The organism is Ruegeria sp. TASC047, assembly GCF_059612445.1.
In genome coordinates, this window is the sequence record NZ_JBXWQP010000013.1 from 1 (window position 1) to 21,849 (window position 21,849).

Annotated in this window: 20 protein-coding genes and 1 tRNA gene; 8 read left to right on the forward strand and 13 right to left on the reverse strand. The window is 56.9% G+C overall.

The annotated features are described in order from the left end of the window. Positions 1-742 precede the first annotated feature (742 nt). Together AC2FLO_RS01280 and AC2FLO_RS01285 are read left to right on the forward strand one after the other, a co-directional pair. Positions 743-2,356, forward strand: a complete 1,614-nt coding sequence (locus AC2FLO_RS01280; protein ID WP_496753382.1) for a GMC family oxidoreductase — start codon at positions 743-745, stop codon at positions 2,354-2,356. Next, the gene (locus AC2FLO_RS01285; RefSeq protein ID WP_496753383.1) at positions 2,353-3,543 is read left to right on the forward strand and encodes a mandelate racemase/muconate lactonizing enzyme family protein; all 1,191 of its coding nucleotides are present in this window, start codon (positions 2,353-2,355) and stop codon (positions 3,541-3,543) included. Before AC2FLO_RS01280 ends, AC2FLO_RS01285 begins: the two co-directional genes overlap by 4 nt. A 470-nt stretch (positions 3,544-4,013) precedes the next feature. Here AC2FLO_RS01285 and AC2FLO_RS01290 read toward each other — a convergent pair whose 3' ends face one another. Then, entirely contained in the window at positions 4,014-4,259 is a 246-nt protein-coding gene (locus AC2FLO_RS01290) for a hypothetical protein (protein ID WP_496753384.1), read from the reverse strand. A 175-nt stretch (positions 4,260-4,434) separates the two neighbouring features. Here AC2FLO_RS01290 and AC2FLO_RS01295 point away from each other — a divergent pair, with 175 nt between their 5' ends. Next, positions 4,435-6,414 (forward strand): BTAD domain-containing putative transcriptional regulator, encoded by a 1,980-nt coding sequence (locus AC2FLO_RS01295; protein WP_496811611.1) that lies wholly within the window; start codon positions 4,435-4,437, stop codon positions 6,412-6,414. A 268-nt stretch (positions 6,415-6,682) separates the two neighbouring features. Here the strand turns inward: AC2FLO_RS01295 and AC2FLO_RS01300 are convergent, their stop codons facing one another. From AC2FLO_RS01300 to AC2FLO_RS01310, 3 genes are all read right to left on the reverse strand, one after another. Then, on the reverse strand, positions 6,683-8,110 hold the full coding sequence (locus tag AC2FLO_RS01300; protein ID WP_496753386.1) for a DUF1214 domain-containing protein: 1,428 nt from the start codon (positions 8,108-8,110) through the stop codon (positions 6,683-6,685). A 165-nt stretch (positions 8,111-8,275) separates the two neighbouring features. Next, positions 8,276-8,764, reverse strand: coding sequence for a phosphoglycerate mutase family protein (locus AC2FLO_RS01305; RefSeq protein ID WP_480588790.1), 489 nt, complete (start codon positions 8,762-8,764; stop codon positions 8,276-8,278). 158 nt (positions 8,765-8,922) lie between these two features. Next, complete coding sequence (locus AC2FLO_RS01310; RefSeq protein WP_496753387.1) at positions 8,923-9,792, reverse strand: NAD(P)-dependent oxidoreductase; 870 nt, start codon at positions 9,790-9,792, stop codon at positions 8,923-8,925. A 505-nt stretch (positions 9,793-10,297) separates the two neighbouring features. Here AC2FLO_RS01310 and AC2FLO_RS01315 point away from each other — a divergent pair. From AC2FLO_RS01315 to AC2FLO_RS01325, 3 genes are read left to right on the forward strand one after another with little or no spacing between them, the layout of a single operon-like run. Beyond that, entirely contained in the window at positions 10,298-10,501 is a 204-nt protein-coding gene (locus AC2FLO_RS01315) for a helix-turn-helix domain-containing protein (protein ID WP_496753388.1), read from the forward strand. Continuing rightward, entirely contained in the window at positions 10,501-11,004 is a 504-nt protein-coding gene (locus tag AC2FLO_RS01320) for a helix-turn-helix domain-containing protein (RefSeq protein WP_257599598.1), read from the forward strand. The genes AC2FLO_RS01315 and AC2FLO_RS01320 overlap by 1 nt, the downstream gene beginning before the upstream one ends. Continuing rightward, positions 10,985-12,046, forward strand: coding sequence for a tyrosine-type recombinase/integrase (locus AC2FLO_RS01325; RefSeq protein ID WP_257599599.1), 1,062 nt, complete (start codon positions 10,985-10,987; stop codon positions 12,044-12,046). The genes AC2FLO_RS01320 and AC2FLO_RS01325 overlap by 20 nt, the downstream gene beginning before the upstream one ends. Here the strand turns inward: AC2FLO_RS01325 and AC2FLO_RS01330 are convergent. From AC2FLO_RS01330 to AC2FLO_RS01340, 3 genes are all read right to left on the reverse strand, one after another. Beyond that, complete coding sequence (locus AC2FLO_RS01330; protein ID WP_496753389.1) at positions 12,036-13,892, reverse strand: 7-cyano-7-deazaguanine synthase; 1,857 nt, start codon at positions 13,890-13,892, stop codon at positions 12,036-12,038. The genes AC2FLO_RS01325 and AC2FLO_RS01330 overlap by 11 nt on opposite strands. After that, entirely contained in the window at positions 13,870-14,646 is a 777-nt protein-coding gene (locus tag AC2FLO_RS01335; protein WP_496753390.1) for a hypothetical protein, read from the reverse strand. Before AC2FLO_RS01335 ends, AC2FLO_RS01330 begins: the two co-directional genes overlap by 23 nt. Positions 14,647-14,791: 145 nt before the next feature. Then, positions 14,792-14,867: transfer RNA gene (locus AC2FLO_RS01340), tRNA-Lys, on the reverse strand. A gap of 220 nt (positions 14,868-15,087) precedes the next feature. On the opposite strand from AC2FLO_RS01340, the gene dapF reads away from it, so the two are divergent. Together dapF and mtaB are read left to right on the forward strand one after the other, a co-directional pair. Further along, entirely contained in the window at positions 15,088-15,921 is an 834-nt protein-coding gene (gene dapF, locus AC2FLO_RS01345) for a diaminopimelate epimerase (RefSeq protein ID WP_496753401.1), read from the forward strand. Next, a complete protein-coding gene (gene mtaB, locus AC2FLO_RS01350) occupies positions 15,918-17,174 on the forward strand; it encodes a tRNA (N(6)-L-threonylcarbamoyladenosine(37)-C(2))-methylthiotransferase MtaB (protein ID WP_496753402.1) in 1,257 nt (418 codons plus the stop codon). Before dapF ends, mtaB begins: the two co-directional genes overlap by 4 nt. On the opposite strand, the gene AC2FLO_RS01355 is transcribed toward mtaB, so the two are convergent. From AC2FLO_RS01355 to petA, 6 genes are all read right to left on the reverse strand, one after another. Beyond that, a complete protein-coding gene (locus tag AC2FLO_RS01355) occupies positions 17,156-17,701 on the reverse strand; it encodes a helix-turn-helix transcriptional regulator (RefSeq protein ID WP_496753403.1) in 546 nt (181 codons plus the stop codon). The two genes, mtaB and AC2FLO_RS01355, sit on opposite strands and share 19 nt — an antisense overlap. Continuing rightward, positions 17,698-18,273: a cytochrome b/b6 domain-containing protein gene (locus tag AC2FLO_RS01360; RefSeq protein ID WP_496753404.1), complete on the reverse strand. Its 576-nt coding sequence runs from the start codon at positions 18,271-18,273 to the stop codon at positions 17,698-17,700. The genes AC2FLO_RS01355 and AC2FLO_RS01360 overlap by 4 nt, the downstream gene beginning before the upstream one ends. 5 nt (positions 18,274-18,278) lie before the next feature. After that, complete coding sequence (locus tag AC2FLO_RS01365) at positions 18,279-18,530, reverse strand: PepSY domain-containing protein (protein ID WP_480506915.1); 252 nt, start codon at positions 18,528-18,530, stop codon at positions 18,279-18,281. Positions 18,531-18,729: 199 nt separating this feature from the next. Then, the gene (locus AC2FLO_RS01370) at positions 18,730-19,521 is read right to left on the reverse strand and encodes a cytochrome c1 (RefSeq protein ID WP_480898853.1); all 792 of its coding nucleotides are present in this window, start codon (positions 19,519-19,521) and stop codon (positions 18,730-18,732) included. A gap of 17 nt (positions 19,522-19,538) precedes the next feature. Beyond that, a complete protein-coding gene (petB, locus tag AC2FLO_RS01375) occupies positions 19,539-20,870 on the reverse strand; it encodes a cytochrome b (RefSeq protein WP_209506969.1) in 1,332 nt (443 codons plus the stop codon). 15 nt (positions 20,871-20,885) lie between these two features. Then, on the reverse strand, positions 20,886-21,470 hold the full coding sequence (petA, locus tag AC2FLO_RS01380; RefSeq protein WP_267363183.1) for a ubiquinol-cytochrome c reductase iron-sulfur subunit: 585 nt from the start codon (positions 21,468-21,470) through the stop codon (positions 20,886-20,888). Positions 21,471-21,849 lie beyond the last annotated feature (379 nt).

Consider the following 21,849-nt stretch of genomic DNA (forward strand, 5'->3'; position numbering starts at 1 on the left):
CTTCGGTCGCTTGTTTGCCATTCTTAGTCCTCCGTTTCCTAAACATAGCGTCGGACCAGTTCAGTGGGGGAGGCTCAATCTGTCTGAACAGAGATTATTGCTCCCAACCGCTTTGCAGGCTCTCTCCCCGCTGCTGGGTGGGAGAGGGTGGGTCAATCTCTGTGGCCTTGAGGCAGGAACCGGCGGGGACAGGCAATTTCTTCTGCGGGCAAAATGAAAGAAAAAACTGGCGGCCTTGGGGCGAGGCACTAGTCAGGAACAACGGTCCACGGCAACTTCCACCAACACCGGACAATGTCTGAAACCAGGTAAGCAGCCAAACCTGCGGACTTTGTGCCCGGTGCTGATGCCGCCCAATTCACTGACGCGCGACGGCCAAGTTGCAGAGCCAGTCGCGGCAACGCAGCGCAGTTTCCCCAAGGCGGTCATTGAACCCGGCCAGATTGCCCCGAATCTGAACCGGACGTTCGCCGCACAGGTACCAAGTGTCTCACATGCGGACTAAGCAGCCGTTTGCTGCAGAGCAGAACTGCAAGAGCGGGTGAGCGCGACCGCTTTGCGCACAAAGTCGCGGGATATGGTTGACGCGAAACTCAATTGTTCTGCGCCAAAAGTTCGTCAGGGTATTCTCAGCGTTGCAGTGTAACTCAGGAAGCGAAAGAACAGCTCTGGTCTTTTCGACAGTACTAAGCTTCATGTTAATCAGCCAATATTTGGATTGTCCGGCAGGTTGAGGCATCAAGTGCAGCGCTATGACTTCGTGATAATCGGTGCCGGCTCGGCGGGCTGTGTTCTGGCCGACCTGCTTAGCGCCTCAGGCCGTTTTGAGGTGCTTGTTATCGAAGCGGGTGGGCGTGGCTGGTCGCCGTGGATTTCGCTGCCGCTGGGGTATGGCAAGACATTCTTCGACCCTAGGGTGAACTGGAAATACGAGACTGAACCCGAAGAGGCACTTGCCGGGCGAAAAGGTTACTGGCCGCGCGGAAAGGTCTTAGGCGGATCCGGGGCGATCAACGCGCTGGTCTATGCCCGCGGATTGCCACGCGATTTCGACGACTGGGCCAATGCCGGAGCGACCGGCTGGGGTTGGCAGGCGGTCAGCGAAGCATACGATGCGATGGAAACGCGGGTCAGTGCGAATGGGACCCGCGACGGCAACGGCCCGATGCATGTGCAGGACGTGTCAGATCAGGTGCACCCCGTGACACGCAACTTCTTTTCAGCCGCACGACAGCTTGGCCTGCCCGAGACGACCGACATCAACGGCGTGAACAATGAAGGCGCTGCAGTTTATCGGATAAACACCAGCGGCGGGCGGCGCATGCATTCGGCCCGCGCGTTCCTGGCGCCTGCCTTGAAACGGCCTAACGTGACCTTGCTGACAGGAGCCTTTGTCGAACGCATCCAATTCGACGGCCGCCGCGCCATATCGGTACAAGTCAATCATCGCGGCACCGTCAAAACCCTGCATGCCCGGCGCGAGATCGTCCTGTCGGCAGGTGCCGTCACATCACCGCGCATCCTGCAACTGTCGGGTATAGGCCCGGCTGCGTTACTGAAATCACATGGTATTACGCCGCTGATGGATGCAGCACACGTGGGCGGCAACCTACAGGACCATTTGGGCATCAACTATTACTTCCGTGCAACCGAACCGACACTGAACAACCAGCTTCGCCCCTGGCACGGCAAGCTTCGCGCCGCGCTGCACTATGCGGCAAACCGCCGAGGGCCGCTGTCGCTTTCTGTCAACCAGTGCGGGGGGTATTTCCGGTCATCAGACGGCATGCAACATCCCGACCAGCAGCTATATTTCAATCCGGTCACCTACACGACGACGCCAAACGGCAAGCGCACGGTCGTGCATCCCGATCCTTTTGCAGGGTTTATCATAGGGTTCCAGCCGACACGCCCCACCAGCCGTGGCCGTATCGACATAAGCTCAAGCGATCCGGCTGCACCGCCTTTGATACGGCCCAATTCGCTGGGTACTGAGGAAGACCGCGAGCAGGTCAAGGCTGGTGGCCTACTTTGCCAGCGATTTATGCGAACAGACGCGCTGAACCGGTTGGTCAAAGACCCCATGCCGCCTGACCTGCGCGAGATGATGCCTGACGACATCCTTGCCGATTTCCGCGAGCGTTGCGGCACCGTGTTCCATCCGGTCGGTACCTGCCGCATGGGAGAGGATGCCTCCGCTTCGGTCGTTTCTCCGCAATTGAAGGTGCATGGACTGGACGGGCTGAGGGTTGTCGATGCCTCGGTGTTTCCCAATATTACATCGGGCAACACCAATGCACCGACAATGATGCTTGCTTACCGGGCCGCCCGCATGATCCTGGAAGACGCACTATGACAACACCCTACTCAAGCTCGGGCGCCGTGCCTGTTAACTATGATCGCGGAAAGGACGATACCGGCCCGAGGATCGATCGGATCGAAACTTTCAGCACCCCGCTTGTCGGATTTGTCCGCGTAACCGCCGAAGACGGAACACAGGGTTGGGGTCAGGTTTCGACCTACAACAGCGACCTGAGCTGCGAGATCCTTCATCGCCAAGTCGCACCCTGGGCGCTGGGGCGCGGAATGGATGCGCTTGAGGCGGTGATTGCGGAGATCCCCCTGCGCGAACACAAGTACCCGGGCACCTATCTGCACCGCGCCATGGCGGGGCTCGATACCGCCGTGTGGGACTGGCGCGGGAAAGCCGCGGGAAAGCCGGTGGCTGCCTTGTTAGGTGGGTCTGCAGGCCCGATCAGGGCTTATGCGTCCTCAATGCGGCGGGACATCAGGCCAGAGGAAGAAGCCAGTCGTCTGCTTGAGCTGCGCGACAGACATGGCTTTGACGCGTTCAAGGTAAGGGTCGGGGCCGAATGTGGCCAGGACAGAGACGAATGGCCGGGCAGAACCGAAGCGATCATTCCTGCCATCCCAAAGGCGCTGGGACAGGACGTGGCATTGTTGGTCGATGGAAACTCCGGTTTCAGCGTGACCCGCGCAATCGAAGTTGGGCGAATGCTTGAAGACAATGGCTATGAGCATTTCGAGGAGCCCTGCCCCTATTGGGAACTTGAACAAACGGCCGAGGTGACCCGCGCCCTTTCGATCAATGTCGCAGGTGGCGAACAGGATTGGGACCTGCAGCAATGGAAGCGTATCATTGCGATGCGCGCTGTGGACATCATCCAGCCGGACATTCTTTACCTAGGAGGCATCACCCGCAGCATGGACGTGGCACGTATGGGTCATGCGGCAGGCCTGCCATGCACACCTCATTGCGCGAACCTGTCGCTTGTGACGCTCTTCACGATGCACATGCTACGCGCGGTTCCCAACCCCGGCCGCTACCTCGAGTTTTCGATCGAGGGGGACGACTACTACCCATGGCAACAAGGCTTGTATTGCAACGATCCGTACAAGATCACCGACGGCAAGGCCGTGGTGACCGATACACCGGGTTGGGGAGTCGAGATTTGCCCTGAATGGCTGGCGCGATCGGCTTATAAGTGCAGCGAAAACGCGTCTGACATGCATTTAAGTTGATATGGACTGGGTGTCATCAACGGCGCAAGATCGTACCAACGCCTGAATATGCCAGCTTCGAACGTTTGCTAAGGGCTCGAGGCGGTCATCTGAGCGTTTTACTCAGATGACTGCATTGCCTCGATTAGCCGACGTTCCGTGCAGAGAAAGCGAACCTTCAGCCTCGAACGACTGTTTTGCGCGAGAGCAGACGCAGGTCCATAATTCGGCTATGACCGCCATGCGGAGAGGGTGTGTGAAAACTCTGCACACAGTTCAAAAATGGTCGATATCGCCGAAATTTCGTGCTCTCTGATTGAGCTGAGACAAGATTTTCGAGGCGCGGTACAATCAGCGCAACCAAAATTGCAGTATTTCCGACTTTTCACACAGCCTCCGGACGAAGCAGACGGACAGGTATTCCTGATAGATGTCCGCTTAGGTCGCCCTTTTCTGGAACCTTCGAATGGCATCAAAAAGCATTCGAAATTTCATACTTGAGAAGAGATTTCTTGCTCTTCTGGTACCCGACCGCGACCTGTTACGCGAGAGCCGATGCCGCGGACCAGCCTTTTGATCGACGCAGGGATGGAAAGGGCGCATGTCGCCTCCGCTGCAACTCGGGCCTTGCGGCGTTCGATGTAGTTGTGCAGGGCTATGTCGTGCCGCGACTTGGCGAAGCCAACCGGCTGATGGTTTTGGAGGGGTTGGCGAAGTTTGAACTCAGAAATTTGCATCGGGTGTGCTCCACTTGGTGTTTGGTTTGGTCTGTCAGTGAAGGCAGTGTGCGCTCGAGGTGTCAGATTGCTGTCTGTAGCGGCGTCAAATAATCGTAAAATCTAAAAAACACGCCGGGTATCAACAAACTCCCCATTGCCCAGTCGTCAAAACTACGCGACGATCGTGCTCGATATGAAGCAAGCTTCTATAGGTGTACTCGGTGGCCTCGAAATAGAGGCGCCGGGCGAAACCCGCCTCCACAGAAAAGCCGAGGCCGTGGTCGCTTTTCTGGCAATGCGTCTCGGGCAACCACAGACGCGGGAAAAGATTGCCGGACTTTTTTGGGAGGCGAGTTCAGAAGAGCAAGCGCGTGCCAATCTCCGTCAATGTCTTTCAACGTTGCGCAAGCGATTTGGTGATGCACTGGTTGCAGACGCTGAAGCAGTGAAACTGGACCCGTCGGTAGTGGATGTAGATCTGGAAAGATTTAACGAACTCATTCGTCGGGAAGACAGAGAAGCACTTGAACAAGCGTTGGATCTCTACACTGGGGACCTGCTCGATGGCTTCGCAATTAAGGAGGATGCATTCGAAAACCTTCTTTGGCCTGAGCGTGAGAAGTATCGAGATTTGTTCACAGCAGGAGCGCTGAAACTAATCAAGCTCTGCGAAAATGTTGGCGATGTAAGCAATTTGATCCAGCATGCCGGCCGACTTGTCGCGCATGATCCGTTGAACGAACGCACACACCGCGCACTTATGCGAGCCTATGCCGCGCAAGGCAGGTACGACGCTGCGCTTCGCCAGTTTGAGATTTGCCGGAAAACGCTTGAGCGTGAACTTGCGGTGCAGCCACAACGCGAAACCATCGACGTTCGTACCGAAATTCTCACAAACCGGCGCACTCCACGGGCGGGCACTACTGCGTCTGAGGCAATTGAAGTTGCCAGCGGTTTCGCGGAACTCGGGGTTGATTTCTCGCTCCCCAGCAAACCTTCGATCATACTGCTGCCTTTCAGGGATCTGAGCGCAAACGGTGACCTTTCCCACATGGCCGAGGGCATTAGGATCGATGTTCAGTCGAACCTTGTGAAAATATCAGGCCTGTTCGTAATTGCCGCTGGCAATGCTTCTATCTATGCGGATCGGGACGCTCCAGTGGAACAAGTTTCGAAAGAAATGGGGGTTCGATATGTGCTTGAGGGCTCCGTGCAGGGAAACGCCAAGCAGCTGAGAGTTTCCGTCCAGCTCAGTGATATAGAGACAGGCAGCATCATATGGAGCGAACGCTACGACCGTCCGCTAGACGATCAGTTCCTTGTCCAAGACGAAATAATGGACCGTATTGTATCTGCTCTCGACGTCGAACTCGTCGGTGGTGAACAAACGAAGGTGTGGCGCAAGACACTTCGAAACCCGAAGGCCCTCGAAATCTATTACCGGGCTCTGGATCTGCTGTCAGACTTTGACGAAAGCAGTGTGGCGGCTGCACGGCAAATGGCTGAAAAAGTTTCCTCGATCTCCCCGGATGTAACACTTGGTCCTACGCTCGTTGCTTTTTGCCACTACTGGGACGTGACGATGGGCTGGAGCGAAAACACGGATGAATCTCTGGACGCCGCGGAAAAATGGGCGGAGCAAGCAGCGGCAATGGAGGACGCAAGCGGTGAAGCTCACGCCATACTCGCGCATATTTACCTGCTACGGGGGCGATTTGGAGAAGCGCTAAAGATTGCCGAAGAAGCAGTGAAAATCAGACCGCTGTGCGCTATGACAAACGCACTGGCCGGAAACGTCCTACTGCATTGCGGTCAGCCATTAGACGCCATTGCAAAAGTAAAAACCGCGATCCGGGCGGCACCAGTTTACGCGAGCTGGTGGGTGGAAATACTTGCGGCTGCTTATCGCGATGCAGGTGACTTCGAAAGAGCGATAGCTGCAGGTGAAGAAGCCGTGCGGACAAACCCTACAGGGATGAATGGTCACCTCATCCTAATAAGCGCACTCGTTGCCAGCAAGAATTTGCCGCGAGCACGTGAGAACGCCGAGCGGCTACTCTCGCAAACACCCGATGTATCAGTCGACAGGTTTATTGAAGGCGCGCCATACAAAGATACAGACCATCGGGACCAGATAAAACAAGCGCTGCTTGCCGCCGGAGTTCCAAAATAGCTTGTTTGGTCCAATGCGAGGGCAACTATCGAATGTGACACGACAAGCGGACAACGCTGACTTTTAGTGTGTTGTCGCCTTCGGGCTCTGAGCCGTCGGTCAGCCCGGTTTGTGCGATGGGCGGCTTGTGTAAGACGAATGTCAGCGCGACTGGCCAAGCCGGTGAAATCGGCGGGTTATCTCAATTTTTTCCAAAGTCTGCTTTAAGGAGAGTGTTCAACCTTCGACCGCAGCACCGCCGCATGTCTGCTCAGAGCCCAAGGCGGACCTAGTCCATCCGCTCCATGTCGTTCAATTCAAAGCTGCTATCGAGGAGGCTTGGCTCGGGACCGTAAAAGCGCGCAAGTAAGAAAAACCTGCGTTCGGGATCGGTTGGAAGCCAATTGCTTTCCTTTCCTTCCGGAGCAGTTGGACCGAAGTAAATATCGACGGAGCCATCTTCGTTTTTCACGACACCGGGCATTGTTGAATCGATGGTGCTCGGGTTGATGTCTCGGAGGTAGGAGGCGGTCACCAGATCATAAGTTGTGATCGACCAGAAGTCCCGAACCGGAACATTGGCTGGTACATTCAATTTGTAGTTTCTGCCGCCATCCAGCCATTCTCCATCAGGGGTTTCTGCCAGATCGAGATAGTAGGTTGCGGTTCCATAGTTCTTCACGCTGGTGATGATCGCGTAATACAAAGCACCGCGGGCAACGTAGTCGTAGTAGGACGGGTACTCATAACTCCATTCTGTCTCACGCGATCCGTTAGGGACCAGAGCCGACCAGCGTTTGCCTTCAAAAACGAAGGGGTTCAGCACCCGATGATACTGGTCGATCATATATTCCAGCGCCTCTGGGCCGGCAGCGTCGTAGATAGCTTGCATCTTGGCGTCCGGCTCAAACGGTTCATTGCGTTTAACCCCAATCCGCGCGAGCGCACCCATCATAGCAAGGTCACGGTCGAGCACGACCTCTTCGCCTATCATTTCATGGATGTGGCCGTAAATTCCGCCATCCATGACGGGCGTCATTTCTAAAGGCACCCCATAAACGTCCACATACTGTGTCGAGACCTCGCCATCCGCTTCAGACAGCGGGTAAACCTTTATCTGTTTTGTCAGCGCAGTCGCCTTGGCGAGGTTCTCTTCTGTTGCGCCACCAGCAAGGATCGGACGCAACACGGCAAAGCCAAAATTTGTATCCTGTTCATAGACCAGAGCATTTGGAAGCAGTGGTCCATCATACCCGGGCGGAACCATCATATATCTCGCTCCGAGACCGCGATCCCGACCATTGGAGCCCACGTCATCCAGAGGTCGCTGCCATGCGTCCATGATCGTGCCAAAAATACCGATGCCTTCCTCAGACGCAGGCATTTCAAAAACAATCGGGCCGTCTTCGATAGTCCAGTAGGCATGGATGTATGGCGTCGTGTTGTTCGGCGTCGCGGTCTGGAAGCGCCAGTCTTGAACTTTGGAATTGTAACCGACGTCATTCGGCCCAACCCCAGCTTTGGCGAGCGCGTCACGGTAGAACTTGAAATTCATCAGTGGCATTGCCCATACGGCCGCATCGACCGCCCGATGATAGGTCATCCGTTCGGCCGTATCGGCGTTAGCTAAGTCAAACTCTGCTGATGTGGCAGTTGTGGAGCTTACAGCGCCAAGCGCAAATGCCGTTACAAGAGCAATACCTCTGAAACCTGTCATAGCCAAAACCTGTCCTTTTTGTCTGTAGCCGAAGCTGTTTTGCAGCCACTGTAAACAATCGCTTGGTGACTACAAACAGAGAGTCTGCTTAGTCCGCAGAGCAGCCTTTAGCGCCTGAGGCGGCGAATGACTGCAACGAGCCCGAAGCGGGCCTGTCAGAATGCGTCAAGGCATCAACAAATGAATGTAGGTTGGACTATCCGAAGAGGATCTAAGAACAACATAAAGATTGCCGAATTCGCTTTGGTCGATCGTGACGTCTTCAAGCACGCCCATGTATTCCAGAATTTGTGGAATGGTTTCAGCATGGGTGACAATTAGAACTGTCTCTTTTTCATGGTCGAATTCCAATGAATCGACCAACCCTGCGACATCGCCTTTTGGCAAGGCATTGATTTCAAGGCCAAGGGCGTTGGCAATTATGCCGCCGGTTTCTTGAGTTCGCAGCGCATCCGACGTGATGATGGCATCAAGGCCAACATTCCTAAGCATCTCAGCCCAATCTGCTGCGCGCTGTCTGCCCTCCGGGGTGAGGACAGGGTCAGTTCCAGACAGCTCTTTTTCACCATGTCGGATCAGATAAACTGCTTCCTGAGCTGCGGCAGAAAAACCAGTCGCCAAATTCAGAATCAGAACGGCACAAAGAAAACGCACAAAATTGCACTCCCGACTTGTGAACAGGGTGCCATCTTTTCAGGAAGAAACTGGCAAATCAAGTTGGCGGCAGCTCTATCCCAACCTGCGGATGTTGATCCACCTTAGCAGCCACAAAACATGGCGGTACATTCAGCTGACCTTTGTGAGCCAAGTTTTCAATCGGCAGCCCGCCCATCGTCTCTCAGAACTTTGAACAAGGCCATAACATGTTCATCGCCGTAGCCGGCTTTGACTGCTTTCTCAAAAAGACCTCCAACGTGGCTTGGAAACCCAGCATCCATGCCAGCGTCAATGGCTTGCTGCTTCAACAGTTCCAAAGATGCCTGCCAAACGGACAACGTGGCCGTTCTTTGATCGTAAGTTCCATCTCGGATTGTTCCGACATGATGCTGAATGCGTGCACTATCAGGAAACATCGAAATGAACTTTTGCAGTTCAACCCCCTCTGCCTCGCAAATGTTGGAAGCGTGCAGCATTCCCATGAATTCACCGAAACGGGTCGACAACCACGCCAAGTCAAGCACGGATACCGCTGCGATGTCGTCGCCGAGATACTCTATCTTCCCGCCTTGATGGCCTAGGAGGCCTTCAACCGGGTTGTAGATAGAAGAGGGGCCCGAGATCAGGATATTACCGTCCTTCGTTCCCAAATCCTGGGGGCCACAGTGAATGGCTCCGTACAGAAAGTCAGCGTTTCTTTCAGCCAACCATTCTTGGTCTTCTCTTACCTGCTTTGGCAGGCTGGTGCTGAGTTGAATTATTGTTCGACCATCGAGTATCGGCTCGACCTGACTGTGCCCCAAAAGTGTAAGAACCGAATTGGGATCCTCTACACAGATTATTGAAACCGGACTCGCAGCAATTGCCTCTGAAATCGTTTGAGCGATGACGACATTCTTCGGTTCCAACGCCTCTGCCTTTTTGATTGTGCGGTTCCAAACCGTTATAGGAACGCCTCCTTTTTGGTAGGCTTTGGCGATAGCCATTCCCATCAGCCCAAGTCCAAGGATAGAAACTTCACTCATTGCTTGTACTCCAGGTAAGGGCGTGCCGAATGCATTGACCCTATGCACAAACCGCAAGTCTGCCAATGGCGGCAGTGTCCCGCAACTCGGTCATAGGCCCGTCCAACATTGCTGCGCCTCAAACGAAGGGCAGCTTTTCTTTCTGCAGCGCGACTAATGGTTGGTCGGGCAATTCTGCTGCTGGCCCATGCGATCCTTTCCCGGGACGAATTCTCCCGCGGTCCCTGAGACCGGCAACAATGAACAAGTCCCTGTATTCGGACATAATGATAGAGCTGGCGTCCAGACAACGGCCCACAAGGGTCAATGTCCGAGCGCCTTGTCACGCGATCTCGCCGATCTGTCACAAGTTTCGATCCGACGCTCATAAATATCAGCATGTTACCGGCCGCGGGTGTCACGACTTTCTCCTGCCTGACCACATACTTCCGGACCTTTGAGCCACACATTGATGCCATGAAGCCGGGCGTAACAACGCGCCCTGCAACGAAGCCGCGAGGCACTCATGGCGAAGATTACACAAGAGCAGTTGGCGCAGCGGTGGCACCTGTCGCCGCGAACGCTGGAACAATGGCGCTGGCTCGGGAAGGGACCGCGCTTTCTCAAGATCGGTTCGCGCGTCCTCTATGACGAGACCGAGATCGAGGCCTACGAGAACGCGCAAGTCTGCAAGAACACCAACGGCCCCCTGTCGCAGGAGGGCCGGTAATGGCACGCCGGCCATCACCTGCGCGCATCAAAACCCACCGCGTGTACGAGGTCTGGGAAGCGGCGGGCGCCCTGGGCGTTCACCGCCAGACCGTCATCAGGTGGATCCGGCAGCATGGGTTGCTGGCGGACATCAGCCGCAAGCCCTGGTTGATACAGGGTCGCGATCTCAAGGCCTTCCTGGGTCAGCGACGGAACCGCGGCAAATGCAAACTGGAACTGCACCATTGCTACTGCGTCGGGTGCAAGGGTCCCCGCGCACCGGACGGCAAAATCGCGGATTACACGCAGCAGACAGCCACGAGCGGCCTGCTGTCCGCCCTGTGCCCTACATGCGGCAACATCATGAACAGGGCTGTTCGCCGTGCCGATCTCGACGCAATCCGGGCCAAAATCCAGGTCACAATCCAGAAGGCAAACACAAGATTAGTGTCCCCGGCAGAGCCCCCCTTGAATGTCACCTTGGAAGAGGACCGGAAGACCCATGTCAAAAAGCACTCGTGAGAACCTGCGCATCAAGCACAAGTACCTGGTCTGGCTCCAGGTTGCGAAAGGCCATTCGGAGGCAACGATCGACAAGACCGCAGCCGCGATCTCGGTTTACGAAGCCTTCCTCGGTGGCAGAGATTTTCGCGCCTTTCACTCCGAACGGGCCCGCGCCTTCAAACGGTACCTGGCGGCACAAAAGAACGCGCGGAGCGGAGCACCGCTGTCGCCGTCGACGATCAACAGTACCCTGCGGGAGGTGAAAGCCTTCTTCTTCTGGCTTGCTGATCAGCCCGGCTACAAGTCGAAGATTTCCCACTCCGACACCGACTACCTGACACCGGACCGAAAGTCCGAGGCAGCCCGGCGGTCGACCCTGTGGAAACCGCACCCTTCGCTGGCACAGGTGCAGCACCTGCTTGAACGGATGCCCACGAGCAGCGTGCTTCAGCGTCGAGACCGGGCCCTCGTGGCCTTTCTGTTTCTCACCGGCTCCCGGATCGGCGCAGGCATCGGTCTCCGCCTCGGTCATGTCGATCTGCAGAACGCCTGCGTTCAGTTCGACGGGCGCAGCGTCAAGACCAAGTTCGGCAAGTCCTTCACCACTGCCTTCTTCCCGATCGGTGGCCCGGCCGATCAGATCCTTCGCGACTGGATCGGGGAATTGCGCACCACCCATCTGTTCTCGGATGCGGACCCGCTGTTTCCCAAGACACGGGTCGGTGTTGACGGGTCCCGCAAGTTCGCCGCCCTTGGTATCGCACGCGAGCCATGGTCGAACCCGTCCAGCGCGGCGCGCATCTTCAAGCAGGCCTTCACCGATGCCGGGCTGTCGCCGTTCTCTCCGCACCGGGTGCGCGATACGCTGGCGGAACTGACCCGCGAGTATTGCCGCACTCCGGAGGACTACAAGGCCTGGTCGCAAAACCTTGGGCATGACAATGCCCTCACGACCTTCACCTCCTACGGGGCTGTCGGTCCCGGTCGCCAGATCGAGCTGATGGCCCGGTTCCGCAAGCGTGGGCCGCTCGGCGATGTTGACGTGGAGATCATCGAGTAGGTTTGGCTTTGGTGGCCACCCGAACCTCAACCAGGTCCGGGGCCAGCCGGTACCCGTGCCCGGGAACGCTTTCGATGATGGCCGTCCCACGGTCCTTGTCCAGGCCCGCCGATGCGAACTTCTTGCCCAGTTCGGTGCGCGACCGGTTCACCCTCTGCCGGACGCCTTCGTCGGAGGACAGGTTCAACATTTTGGCCAGCCGCCTTGCCGGGATCGCGGGGAGGTCGAACGGATCCAGCCCCTGCCCCGCGGCTTCAAGAAACGCATTGGACAGCACCAGAATCAGCCCCGCCGTTGCCCCCTTGGCGAGAACAACCACGCTGTCGACCGTGGCCGTTTCGCGGTTCCGGTCAATCACGATGGTCAGTTTCCGGGCCGGAGCCTGACCGCTCACGGCCCCCGGCACCCCGGCAAACAACCGTTCCCTCTGCGCCTCTCCGTACAGTCTCGGCAGGCTGTTTTCGGGAAAGGCGGCCAGCGAGCCAGACCCGCGAACGTTCTGCATCACACCCGCAACAGAGACGCCATGGCGTTTCAAGAGCTCGGCGATCATCGACAACGACGTCTTTGCCGGCTCGCCGAGGTTGCCCACGGCATCCAGAACGGCCGGGTAGTGCTGCGCCAGGACGTCCGCTGAGAGATGTTCGAATTGTTCGGCATTGCGGACATAGGACAGGGCGATCTCCTTGTCCTCGACCCGCTCTCTGCGCCCGTTCAACAGATCAACCCGGTAGGCCTCTTCCGGATCATAAGATTCCAGCCCTGCGGCCAACACTGCAAAACGCCGGTCGATACACTGGGAGCATCGGCCACAATGCACATGTTGCTTGGTCTGGTTGTGAACATCCGCGCAACTTCGGGTATGCCGGATTTGATCTGCCGCGCCCAATCGCGCAATCGTCGATACAACCTCCGTCTTCGTGCGCCAGAAGAACGGGTTGTCGACCCTCATTCCGCCATCGAACACTTGTGACAGGAACCCGGTCATCAGGGTCAGGGTCCTGGGATGCGTGGTTCGTGTCGCACGGGTTCCCAACACGTTGCCGACCGGCGGCAGATTGAGGCTGACAATACCGTTCTCGAAAAACGACACGCGATCCCGCCCAAAAGCCTGCGCGGTCATCGCTCCCAGGACGGCAAACAGGAAAGACCGGCTTCGATGCGTACCTTCCCTGGTTTTGCCCCTGACAAGCTGGATATGCACCGGAACATGGCGGGAGAGGTCCCTTCCATGTTCATCTGAGAGGTATTCCTGCAAGTGCCGTTGAACTGGCGCGATCTTGGTGGCCGAGAAATGACTGACCAGGGCAGTTCTCTGTTTTTGCTCGACGATCTCTTCGAGCGCACCTGCAAAGGAATCCAGACCACCGGAAAACATCAGAATGCGATCCGCTTTCCAAGCGCTCTTACCGCCGAACTTGAAAAACCGGTTTCGCTCAGCATCGGGATAGACGCGCGCGGTAAACGTGAACTCGAAGCGGTCGCCACTCAGGAACATCAGAAGTTCTTCCAGAGCCTGCCCAAGTCCCGGCCCTTGCCAATGTGGCAGGTCCCGAACCGGCATCTCCAACACGAACCGCCGATGCCACCGTTTGCCAATGTGCTGAAGCGCGGGACCGCCGCGGCTCACGGCTGAATCCACCGCGTAGACCAATGCCGCGAGTTCGAGCAGATCCAGTGCCCGGTCTGGCAACCCGGCAACCATCTGCCGGTTCAGTTGTGAAATGCGAAGTGAAACGCCATATTCCTGGCCATCAAGATCAAAACGCAGGACCTCGTCCCCGCCGGCCTTGGTCAGCGGAGCCAGGAGGCGGACCCGGTGTTCAGGCTGCCCGACGCCGTCCAAGTTCCGACCTCATTTTTTTGAAGGCATATCTCGTGAAACCGTTGATGGCCTCCTGATCCAGTCTCTGTTCTTTCCAGACAGTCTTGCCGTACCAGCCGCTCGCAAACTCCTGCACGATTCGGGAGGCCTCAAACGTGTGCTGCGCCAGCGCCTGCTGAAACCTCACACGCTCGGCATCGGAAATGAACCTTCTGTCCTTTCCGGTGTGATTGGCCAGTTCACGGCTCAAATAGTAGTCCAACGACCGGTAGGTGAGCCTGGCGAAGAAATCGCGGGCGAGATGCGCAAAATTCTGACCGCTGCCCAAGGATGCCAGGGCTTGCCGGATTTCCGCTGGTGTCGGCTCAAACAGCGTTGGTAACCGGTCGTGAAGCTGGACCGACAGGCTTTCCAGCAATGCACCCTTTGCCAAGTCCCCCGCATCGGATGACCGGCCATGTTCAAACGTATTGCGGTCAATCGCCCGGCTCAACCCGGCCAACAGGTCCGTGACCGACTGCACGTCGGCACCATTGATGCCAAGTTCCTTCAGGAACGCGTGATACTCCGGCGACCGCGCCTTGAGCGGCGCGGTGACCAGCAGGCCGGCAATAAACTGGAAAACCGGATCATCCGAGGCCCGCGCCAGATCCCGATCCGAGGCCCGCACCGCGGCTTCTGCAATCCGTTCGACCGGCGCATCCGCGTCCAGCAGGCCCACGACCTCGCGCCACTTCTTCGACTGCGGCAATGTCCCCAGCCTGATATGGCCCATACTTTCCCTCCCATTCACCCAAAGGTTGAATCGGGTAACATCGAAAAGCAACGAAAAAAGAAGAAAACCACGCCCACGCGCTTACCCTGCGCTTACCCGAGAAATGGTGGAGCGCGGAGAATTTCGCGTAAACTATTGAAAACAGTGGTGAGCCGTGCAGGATTCGAACCTGCGACCCACTGATTAAAAGTCAGTTGCTCTACCAACTGAGCTAACGGCCCACTCTTTTATTGGATCTTCTCGATCCGTGGCGCTCTTTACGGCAATTTCCCAACCGGGTTCAAGCCCTTAATTTGCGCCTCGTTTCGCTGAAACAACCTGTGTTTCCGGCGACCCGATAGGCGGCCTACTTAGGCAGGTGGCGCAGGGGGGTCAACCCCTTTTTTCACGATTCGACGCGACAGGGTGGATTCATGTTCCGACCGACGCTATATCGCCGCCATGCAACAGAAACTCGATACCGGATTGCCCTTTGTTAAGATGCATGGGCTGGGAAATGACTTCGTCGTCGTTGACGCGCGCATGCAGGATGTTTCGATTACCCAGGCTCTGGCCCGAGGAATCGGGCATCGGCATTTTGGTGTGGGATTCGATCAGCTGGCCGTAATCGAAAACGGTGCGGCGGACGCGCATCTGGTGTTTTACAATTCGGATGGATCAACTTCGGCGGCGTGTGGCAACGCCACAAGATGCATCGCACGAATGTTGATGGATGAGACGGGCAAAACCCAGCTGACATTGACAACCGAACGTGGAACACTTTTTGCGCAGGACGCAGGTGATGGGCTGACCTCGGTCAATATGGGTCTTCCTCAGTTGGAATGGCACGAAATTCCGCTGGCTGAAGAGATGGACACGCTGGAACTGCCCATCGAGGGAGCCCCGACAGCGACGGGTATGGGCAATCCGCACTGCACGTTCTTTGTTGAAAACGCCGAGGCGATTCCGTTGGCCGAGTTCGGCGCGCGCTATGAACACCATCCTTTGTATCCCGAGCGCACCAATGTGCAGGTGGCTCAGGTTGTGGGTCCGGATCACATCCGCATGCGGGTGTGGGAACGAGGCGTGGGCATCACCCTGGCATCAGGGTCGTCATCCTGTGCAACTGCGGTGGCTGCGGCGCGGCGTGGGCTGACGGGGCGAAAGGTGCAGATTGATCTTGATGGGGGAACCCTGTGGGTTGACTGGCGAGAGGATGGTGTCTGGATGACCGGGTCAACCTGTCACGTCTTCTCGGGCACGTTGTCGCCCGAGTTCTTAGGGACGCTGGGATGAACCCGCCTAAATTCACCACATTGGGTTGCCGCCTGAACGCCTATGAAACCGAGGCGATGAAAGAGCTGTCGCAACAAGCCGGACTGACGGATGCCGTGGTGATAAACACCTGCGCCGTCACAGCTGAGGCTGTGCGCAAAGCGCGACAGGAGATTCGGAAACTGCGTCGTGAAAATCCGAACGCCCGGCTGATTGTTACCGGGTGCGCCGCCCAGACAGAACCCGACACCTTCGCGCAGATGGCCGAGGTCGATGCGGTGATCGGCAACACGGAAAAGATGCGGCCAGAAACCTGGAAAGGCATGGCCGCCGACTTTATCGGCGAGACCGAGACCGTTCAGGTCGATGACATCATGTCTGTCACCGAAACGGCCGGGCACCTGATCGACGGGTTTGGCACACGCTCACGCGCTTATGTGCAGGTTCAGAACGGCTGTGATCACCGCTGTACCTTTTGCATCATTCCCTATGGCCGGGGCAATTCCCGCAGTGTGCCTGCCGGTGTTGTGGTGGATCAGATCAAGCGGCTGGTGGATCGGGGCTATCATGAGGTGGTGCTGACTGGCGTCGATCTGACCTCATGGGGGGCCGATCTGCCTGCACAGCCCAAACTTGGCGATCTGGTGATGCGCATCCTGAAACTGGTGCCGGATTTGGCCCGTCTGCGGATCAGTTCGATCGACTCGATCGAAGTGGACGAGAATCTGATGCAGGCCATCGCAACCGAACAACGCCTGATGCCGCATCTGCACCTGTCGCTTCAGCATGGCGACGATCTGATCCTGAAGCGCATGAAACGCCGCCACCTGCGCGACGATGCCATTCGATTTACCGAAGAGGCCCGGAAACTGCGCCCCGACATGACCTTTGGTGCCGACATCATCGCAGGTTTCCCGACCGAGACCGAAGCGCATTTCGAGAACTCGCTGAAACTGGTTACCGATTGCGATCTGACCTGGCTGCATGTTTTCCCATATTCGAAACGCGAAGGCACACCAGCGGCTCGCATCCCGCAACAGGTGAACGGAAATGTAATCAAGGATCGCGCCGCCCGTCTGCGTGCGGCCGGGGACGTTCAGGTCAGGAAACACCTGTCAGAACAGATCGGTAAAACCCACCGGATCCTGATGGAGAACCCGCATATGGGGCGGACGGAACAATTCACCGAAGTTACGTTCAATGCACCTCAGCCCGAAGGCCAGATCGTAACCGCCCGAGCCATTGGGGCGAATGATCACAGTTTGGTTGTCTGAAGGTCCGCAGCCTCGCCATCTGCGACAAGCAATTCTTCCATGAATACGCTTATCAGCTGCGCACGCCCGTCAACCCCGGCTTTGGCATAGATCGAGGCGGTCTGCGCGCGCACGGTTCCTACGGCCCGCCCCCGGATGCGCGCGATGTTTTCGTTATCCAGCCCTTTCAGAACCAATAGACCCACGTCACGCTCGGCGGTGGTAAGTCCCCAACGGTCGAAGAACGTGTTGATGACGACGTTCATTTCACCCTGCGCGGCCTGTAGGCCAAGCTTGGTCTGTTCCACCCTTGCCAGCAGGCGTCGAAGTTCAATCATGAAAAAAACAACTCCGGCAAGCAGAACAAATGCGACAAAAGCCTCAAGACTTACATGAGAAGGCCCCTCGCCTTCCTTCAAATCCAGAGCGACGTCGCCAAGGTAAAACACTACGCAAAGTACCTGAACAACGATCATTATCGACATAAGTACAGCCCGGTGAGCGTCTGCATCGCCGGGCCGCCAATGGCTGCTGATCCATTTGATCATTTGGTTGACCAATCCTCAGGTATATTCTTCCGCCCTGTTATCATAGCTTTTGCCAAAGCGACACCTGTTCGCCTCTGATCAATGACAACCCCGGCAACATGCAGCAGAACAGACAGCATCAGCCAGTTGAAGGCCAGTTCGTGCAGGTCTTCGACCCATTCGATGCCAAAGAACCGAACCGTCCCCATCATGAGCCCTGTCACACACAAAGCCAGCAGTGTCGCCCAGAGGTTATAGACCATAAGGGCTCCCAGAGGGTTGTGTGAAAGGTGCACGCTTTGGTCACCCCGCCCCATGTCGAGCAGGTGGTTGAGTGCCGAACGGGGGCTGAAAGGGAAGGCTGCAAACTTGGCAAAAGCCGGACCCGTTAACCCCCAAAGCAACCGCAACAAGACCAAAGCCAGCACGACATAGCCCACATATTCGTGGAACGCGCCCTCGGGATTGGATATCGCCGCATTGATCAGAACGCACAAGGCTACGACCCAGTGAACCAGCCGGACCAAAGGATCCCAGACCTGAACTTCGTGGGCGCCTGTGCGCCCACGATGCATCAATTCTGTTTCGGACATTCTGGTTACTGATCCTCAATCTTGACGACTTTGCCGCTTGCGGGGTCGACGTAAACCTCGGCCAGTTTACCATCCTTGACGACATAGGCTTCGATCTTGCCGTCTTCCGTCTCGATTTTGCGGACATCGAATCCCATGCCTGTCAGAGTTTGCCGAATTTCGGCTTCGGATTTTCCAAGCTCGGCATCGGGTGCGAGATCCAGTGCCAATACCGGCGTTGCAAATAGAATTGAGGCAAAAAGAATAGGAAGTTTCATTGTCGTGACTCCGTGTTTCAGACAAACGGCAGTTGATCAGCCGTTGTGGCTGATGTGCGCCTGTGAAGCTGTCCAATCCATTGACCCGGCGCTTATTTCGGTCAAATAAGCGCGCGCTGATGGAGGCTTGGAAAAAGAAAACCCCCGCAACCTGACGGCGCGGGGGCTGATTTAGTAAAGTCCGGTAGGACTGATCGGATCAATCTTCCTTGCGGAGTTTGCCCTTGTGCGGTGCCCAGAGGCGCTTGTTGACCAGGTACAGCAGCACCGACAGAACGGTCAGGAAGATGACACCGACAAAGCCTGCGTTCTTGCGGTCTGTCAGCTTTGGCTCGGCCGCCCACATCAGAAATGCGGCAACGTCCTCGGCCATATGCTCAACCGTGTTCGAGTGCCCGTCCGCGAACTCGACCTGCTCGTCAGCCAGCGGAGGCGCCATCGAAATCCAGCCGCCGGGGAAGGCGGTGTTTTCGTAGAGCACTGCACCCGCTTCTTCTTTTTCGTGGCCAGTGTAGCCGTGTAGCAGCGAGGCGATGTATTCCGGGCCACCCATGCCTTTGACCAGCTGGTTGATGCCCAGACCATAAGGCCCGTGGAAGCCAGCACGTGCCTTTGCCATCAAGCTAAGGTCCGGAGCGCCGACGCCGGTATTGGCCGGGAAGTGATCGGTGGGAATCGCCGGGCGGAAATCGTCCAGCTCGGGGTCGAAGACTTCGAAGTTGCCAGCAGCGTATGCGATGACTTCTTCTTCCGAGTAACCCAGCGCTTCCAGGTCACGAAGCGGCACATATTGCAGACCGTGGCAAGCCGCGCAGACCTCGGTATAGATCTGCAGGCCGCGTTGCAGCTGATGCTGATCCCAGGTGCCGAACGGGCCTTCGAACGAGAAGGCGAAATCTTCGATATGCTGCTCACCACCACCTGCTGCAATGGATGCAGCAGGGGTCAGGGCCAGAGCAAGCGCGGCGCCGATTGCAAGTTTCTTGAACATGTTTCCGGTCCCTCTTCTTACTCGGCCGGCGTGGCGTCGGCGTCAGCCTTGCCATAATGCGCGTTGAAGTCTTCTTCGATGGTCTCGGGCTGGGCCAGAGGTTTCTCGATCACACCAAGGATCGGCAGGATCACGAAGAAATAGGCGAACCAGTAGGCCGATGCGATCAGCGAGAAGGTCGCATAGGGTTCTTCCGCAGGCATCGCACCCAGCCACATCAGGGCGAAGAAGTCGATGATCAGCAGGTAGAACCACCATTTCAACATCGGACGGTACTTGCCCGAACGCACGCTCGACGTGTCCAGCCAAGGCGCCAGCGCCATGGCCAGGATCGCACCAAACATCGCCAGAACACCGAAGAACTTGGCGTCAACGATACCACCGGTGATGAAGCTGGCGAACTGAACAACCCAGACTTCACCGGTAAAGGCACGCAGGATCGCGTAGAACGGCAGGAAGTACCATTCAGGCACGATGTGAGCAGGCGTAACCAGCGGGTTGGCTTCGATATAGTTGTCCGGGTGGCCCAGATAGTTCGGCATGAAACCGACAACAGCCCAGAACACGACCAGGATCACGGCCAGTGCGAACAGGTCCTTGATCACGAAATACGGCCAGAACGGTAGCGTGTCTTTCTTCGCCTCGTCTTTCGAGCCGCGACGTACTTCAACACCTGTTGGGTTGTTGTTGCCCGTGGTGTGGAAGGCCCAGATGTGCACCACGACCAAAGCCGCGATGATGAACGGCAGCAGATAGTGCAGCGAGAAGAAGCGGTTCAGCGTGGCGTTGTCCACCGCGGGTCCTCCCAGCAGCCAGGTCTGGATCGCGTCACCCACAAACGGAATGGCACCGAACAGACCGGTGATCACAGTCGCACCCCAGAAGGACATCTGACCCCATGGCAGAACATAGCCCATGAAGGCGGTGCCCATCATCATCAGGTAGATCAGCATACCGACGATCCACGTGATTTCGCGCGGGGCTTTGTATGAGCCATAGAACAAGCCGCGGAAGATGTGGATGTAGACCGCAACAAAGAACAGCGATGCGCCGTTCATGTGCAGGTAGCGAATAAAGTAACCACCATTTACGTTACGCATGATGTGTTCAATGCTGGCAAATGCCAGATCAACATGCGGCGTATAGTGCATCACCAGGATGATACCGGTGACAATTTGCAGCGCCAGGCAGAACGCCAGAACGATGCCCCAGATCCACCACCAGTTCAGGTTCTTGGGGGTCGGGATCATGAGGGTGTCATACAGCAGGCCAACAATCGGCAGGCGGCTGTTCAGCCATTTCTCGCCGTTTGTCTTCGGCTCGTAATGATCGTGGGGAATTCCGGACATAAGTTTGGGTCTCCCTTAGCCGAGTTTGATTGTGCCGTTGTCCACCCACTCTGCGGGCGGAATGGGCAGGTTCTCAGGCGCGGGGCCTTTGCGGATACGACCGGCAAGGTCGTAGTGTGAACCGTGGCAAGGGCAGAACCAGCCACCAAAGTCGCCTGCATCACCCAAAGGCACACAGCCGAGGTGGGTGCAAACACCCATCTGGACGACCCATGCACCCGGCGCTTCGCCTTCCGGCGACGGCATCACACGGTTTGCGTCGGTCGCAGGGGCATCGGCGCTCAGGTTAAAGTTGCGGGCCAGCGGATCGGGCAGCGCATCAACACCTTCGGCGTCCTGTTTCTGAGCTTCCTGAATCTCGGCACCGGTGCGGTGACGGACAAAGACGGGTTTTCCCAACCATTTGACGGTCAGCTGCGTACCCGGCTCAACACCGCTCACATCCACACGGATCGAGGACAGCGCCTGAACGTCTGCCGATGGGTTCATTTGGTTGATCAGGGGCCATACGGCTGCACCCGTTGCAACGACACCTGCGCCGCCAGCGACGTAGTACAGGAAATCTCTGCGGGTGCCTTCGTGGTCTTCTGCGTGGGACACGAGGTTATCTCCGATTGTCTGGCGCCCGCGGACGGGCAAATAGCTCGCGCACCGCACGAATGCGGTGTCTTAACCGCGCTTACTATCGGGGAGAATAGTGTTCGTCCAGCGTTCATAAACGCGCAATACGCCGCATGTGTCGTTTCCAGCAGCTGCAGAGAGTGTTTTTTGGTGAATCTCGCGTGCGACTTTGTCGGCAACTTCGATTCATGCGTCATTGATTCGCTTTCGCACCCCGCCTTCCGCCACCCGGGTTGGGTATTTGAAGCCTGTTCTGGGTGCCGCTGATTTGCGCCCAATAGGTACATAATCAAGACTTCCAAACGGGGATTGTTTTCAGCAAAAACATACTCGCTAAATAGATGATTTAAATTACAAA

Bases quoted from the DNA above. Each gene is read 5' to 3' on its own strand.
- AC2FLO_RS01285 (WP_496753383.1), top strand. From the start codon at position 2,353: ATGACAACACCCTACTCAAGCTCGGGCGCCGTGCCTGTTAACTATGAT.
- AC2FLO_RS01290 (WP_496753384.1), bottom strand. From the start codon at position 4,259: ATGCAAATTTCTGAGTTCAAACTTCGCCAACCCCTCCAAAACCATCAG.
- AC2FLO_RS01295 (WP_496811611.1), top strand. From the start codon at position 4,435: ATGAAGCAAGCTTCTATAGGTGTACTCGGTGGCCTCGAAATAGAGGCG.
- AC2FLO_RS01300 (WP_496753386.1), bottom strand. From the start codon at position 8,110: ATGACAGGTTTCAGAGGTATTGCTCTTGTAACGGCATTTGCGCTTGGC.
- AC2FLO_RS01310 (WP_496753387.1), bottom strand. From the start codon at position 9,792: ATGAGTGAAGTTTCTATCCTTGGACTTGGGCTGATGGGAATGGCTATC.
- AC2FLO_RS01315 (WP_496753388.1), top strand. From the start codon at position 10,298: ATGGCGAAGATTACACAAGAGCAGTTGGCGCAGCGGTGGCACCTGTCG.
- AC2FLO_RS01320 (WP_257599598.1), top strand. From the start codon at position 10,501: ATGGCACGCCGGCCATCACCTGCGCGCATCAAAACCCACCGCGTGTAC.
- AC2FLO_RS01325 (WP_257599599.1), top strand. From the start codon at position 10,985: ATGTCAAAAAGCACTCGTGAGAACCTGCGCATCAAGCACAAGTACCTG.
- AC2FLO_RS01335 (WP_496753390.1), bottom strand. From the start codon at position 14,646: ATGGGCCATATCAGGCTGGGGACATTGCCGCAGTCGAAGAAGTGGCGC.
- dapF (WP_496753401.1), top strand. From the start codon at position 15,088: ATGCAACAGAAACTCGATACCGGATTGCCCTTTGTTAAGATGCATGGG.
- mtaB (WP_496753402.1), top strand. From the start codon at position 15,918: ATGAACCCGCCTAAATTCACCACATTGGGTTGCCGCCTGAACGCCTAT.
- AC2FLO_RS01355 (WP_496753403.1), bottom strand. From the start codon at position 17,701: ATGATCAAATGGATCAGCAGCCATTGGCGGCCCGGCGATGCAGACGCT.
- AC2FLO_RS01360 (WP_496753404.1), bottom strand. From the start codon at position 18,273: ATGTCCGAAACAGAATTGATGCATCGTGGGCGCACAGGCGCCCACGAA.
- AC2FLO_RS01365 (WP_480506915.1), bottom strand. From the start codon at position 18,530: ATGAAACTTCCTATTCTTTTTGCCTCAATTCTATTTGCAACGCCGGTA.
- AC2FLO_RS01370 (WP_480898853.1), bottom strand. From the start codon at position 19,521: ATGTTCAAGAAACTTGCAATCGGCGCCGCGCTTGCTCTGGCCCTGACC.
- petB (WP_209506969.1), bottom strand. From the start codon at position 20,870: ATGTCCGGAATTCCCCACGATCATTACGAGCCGAAGACAAACGGCGAG.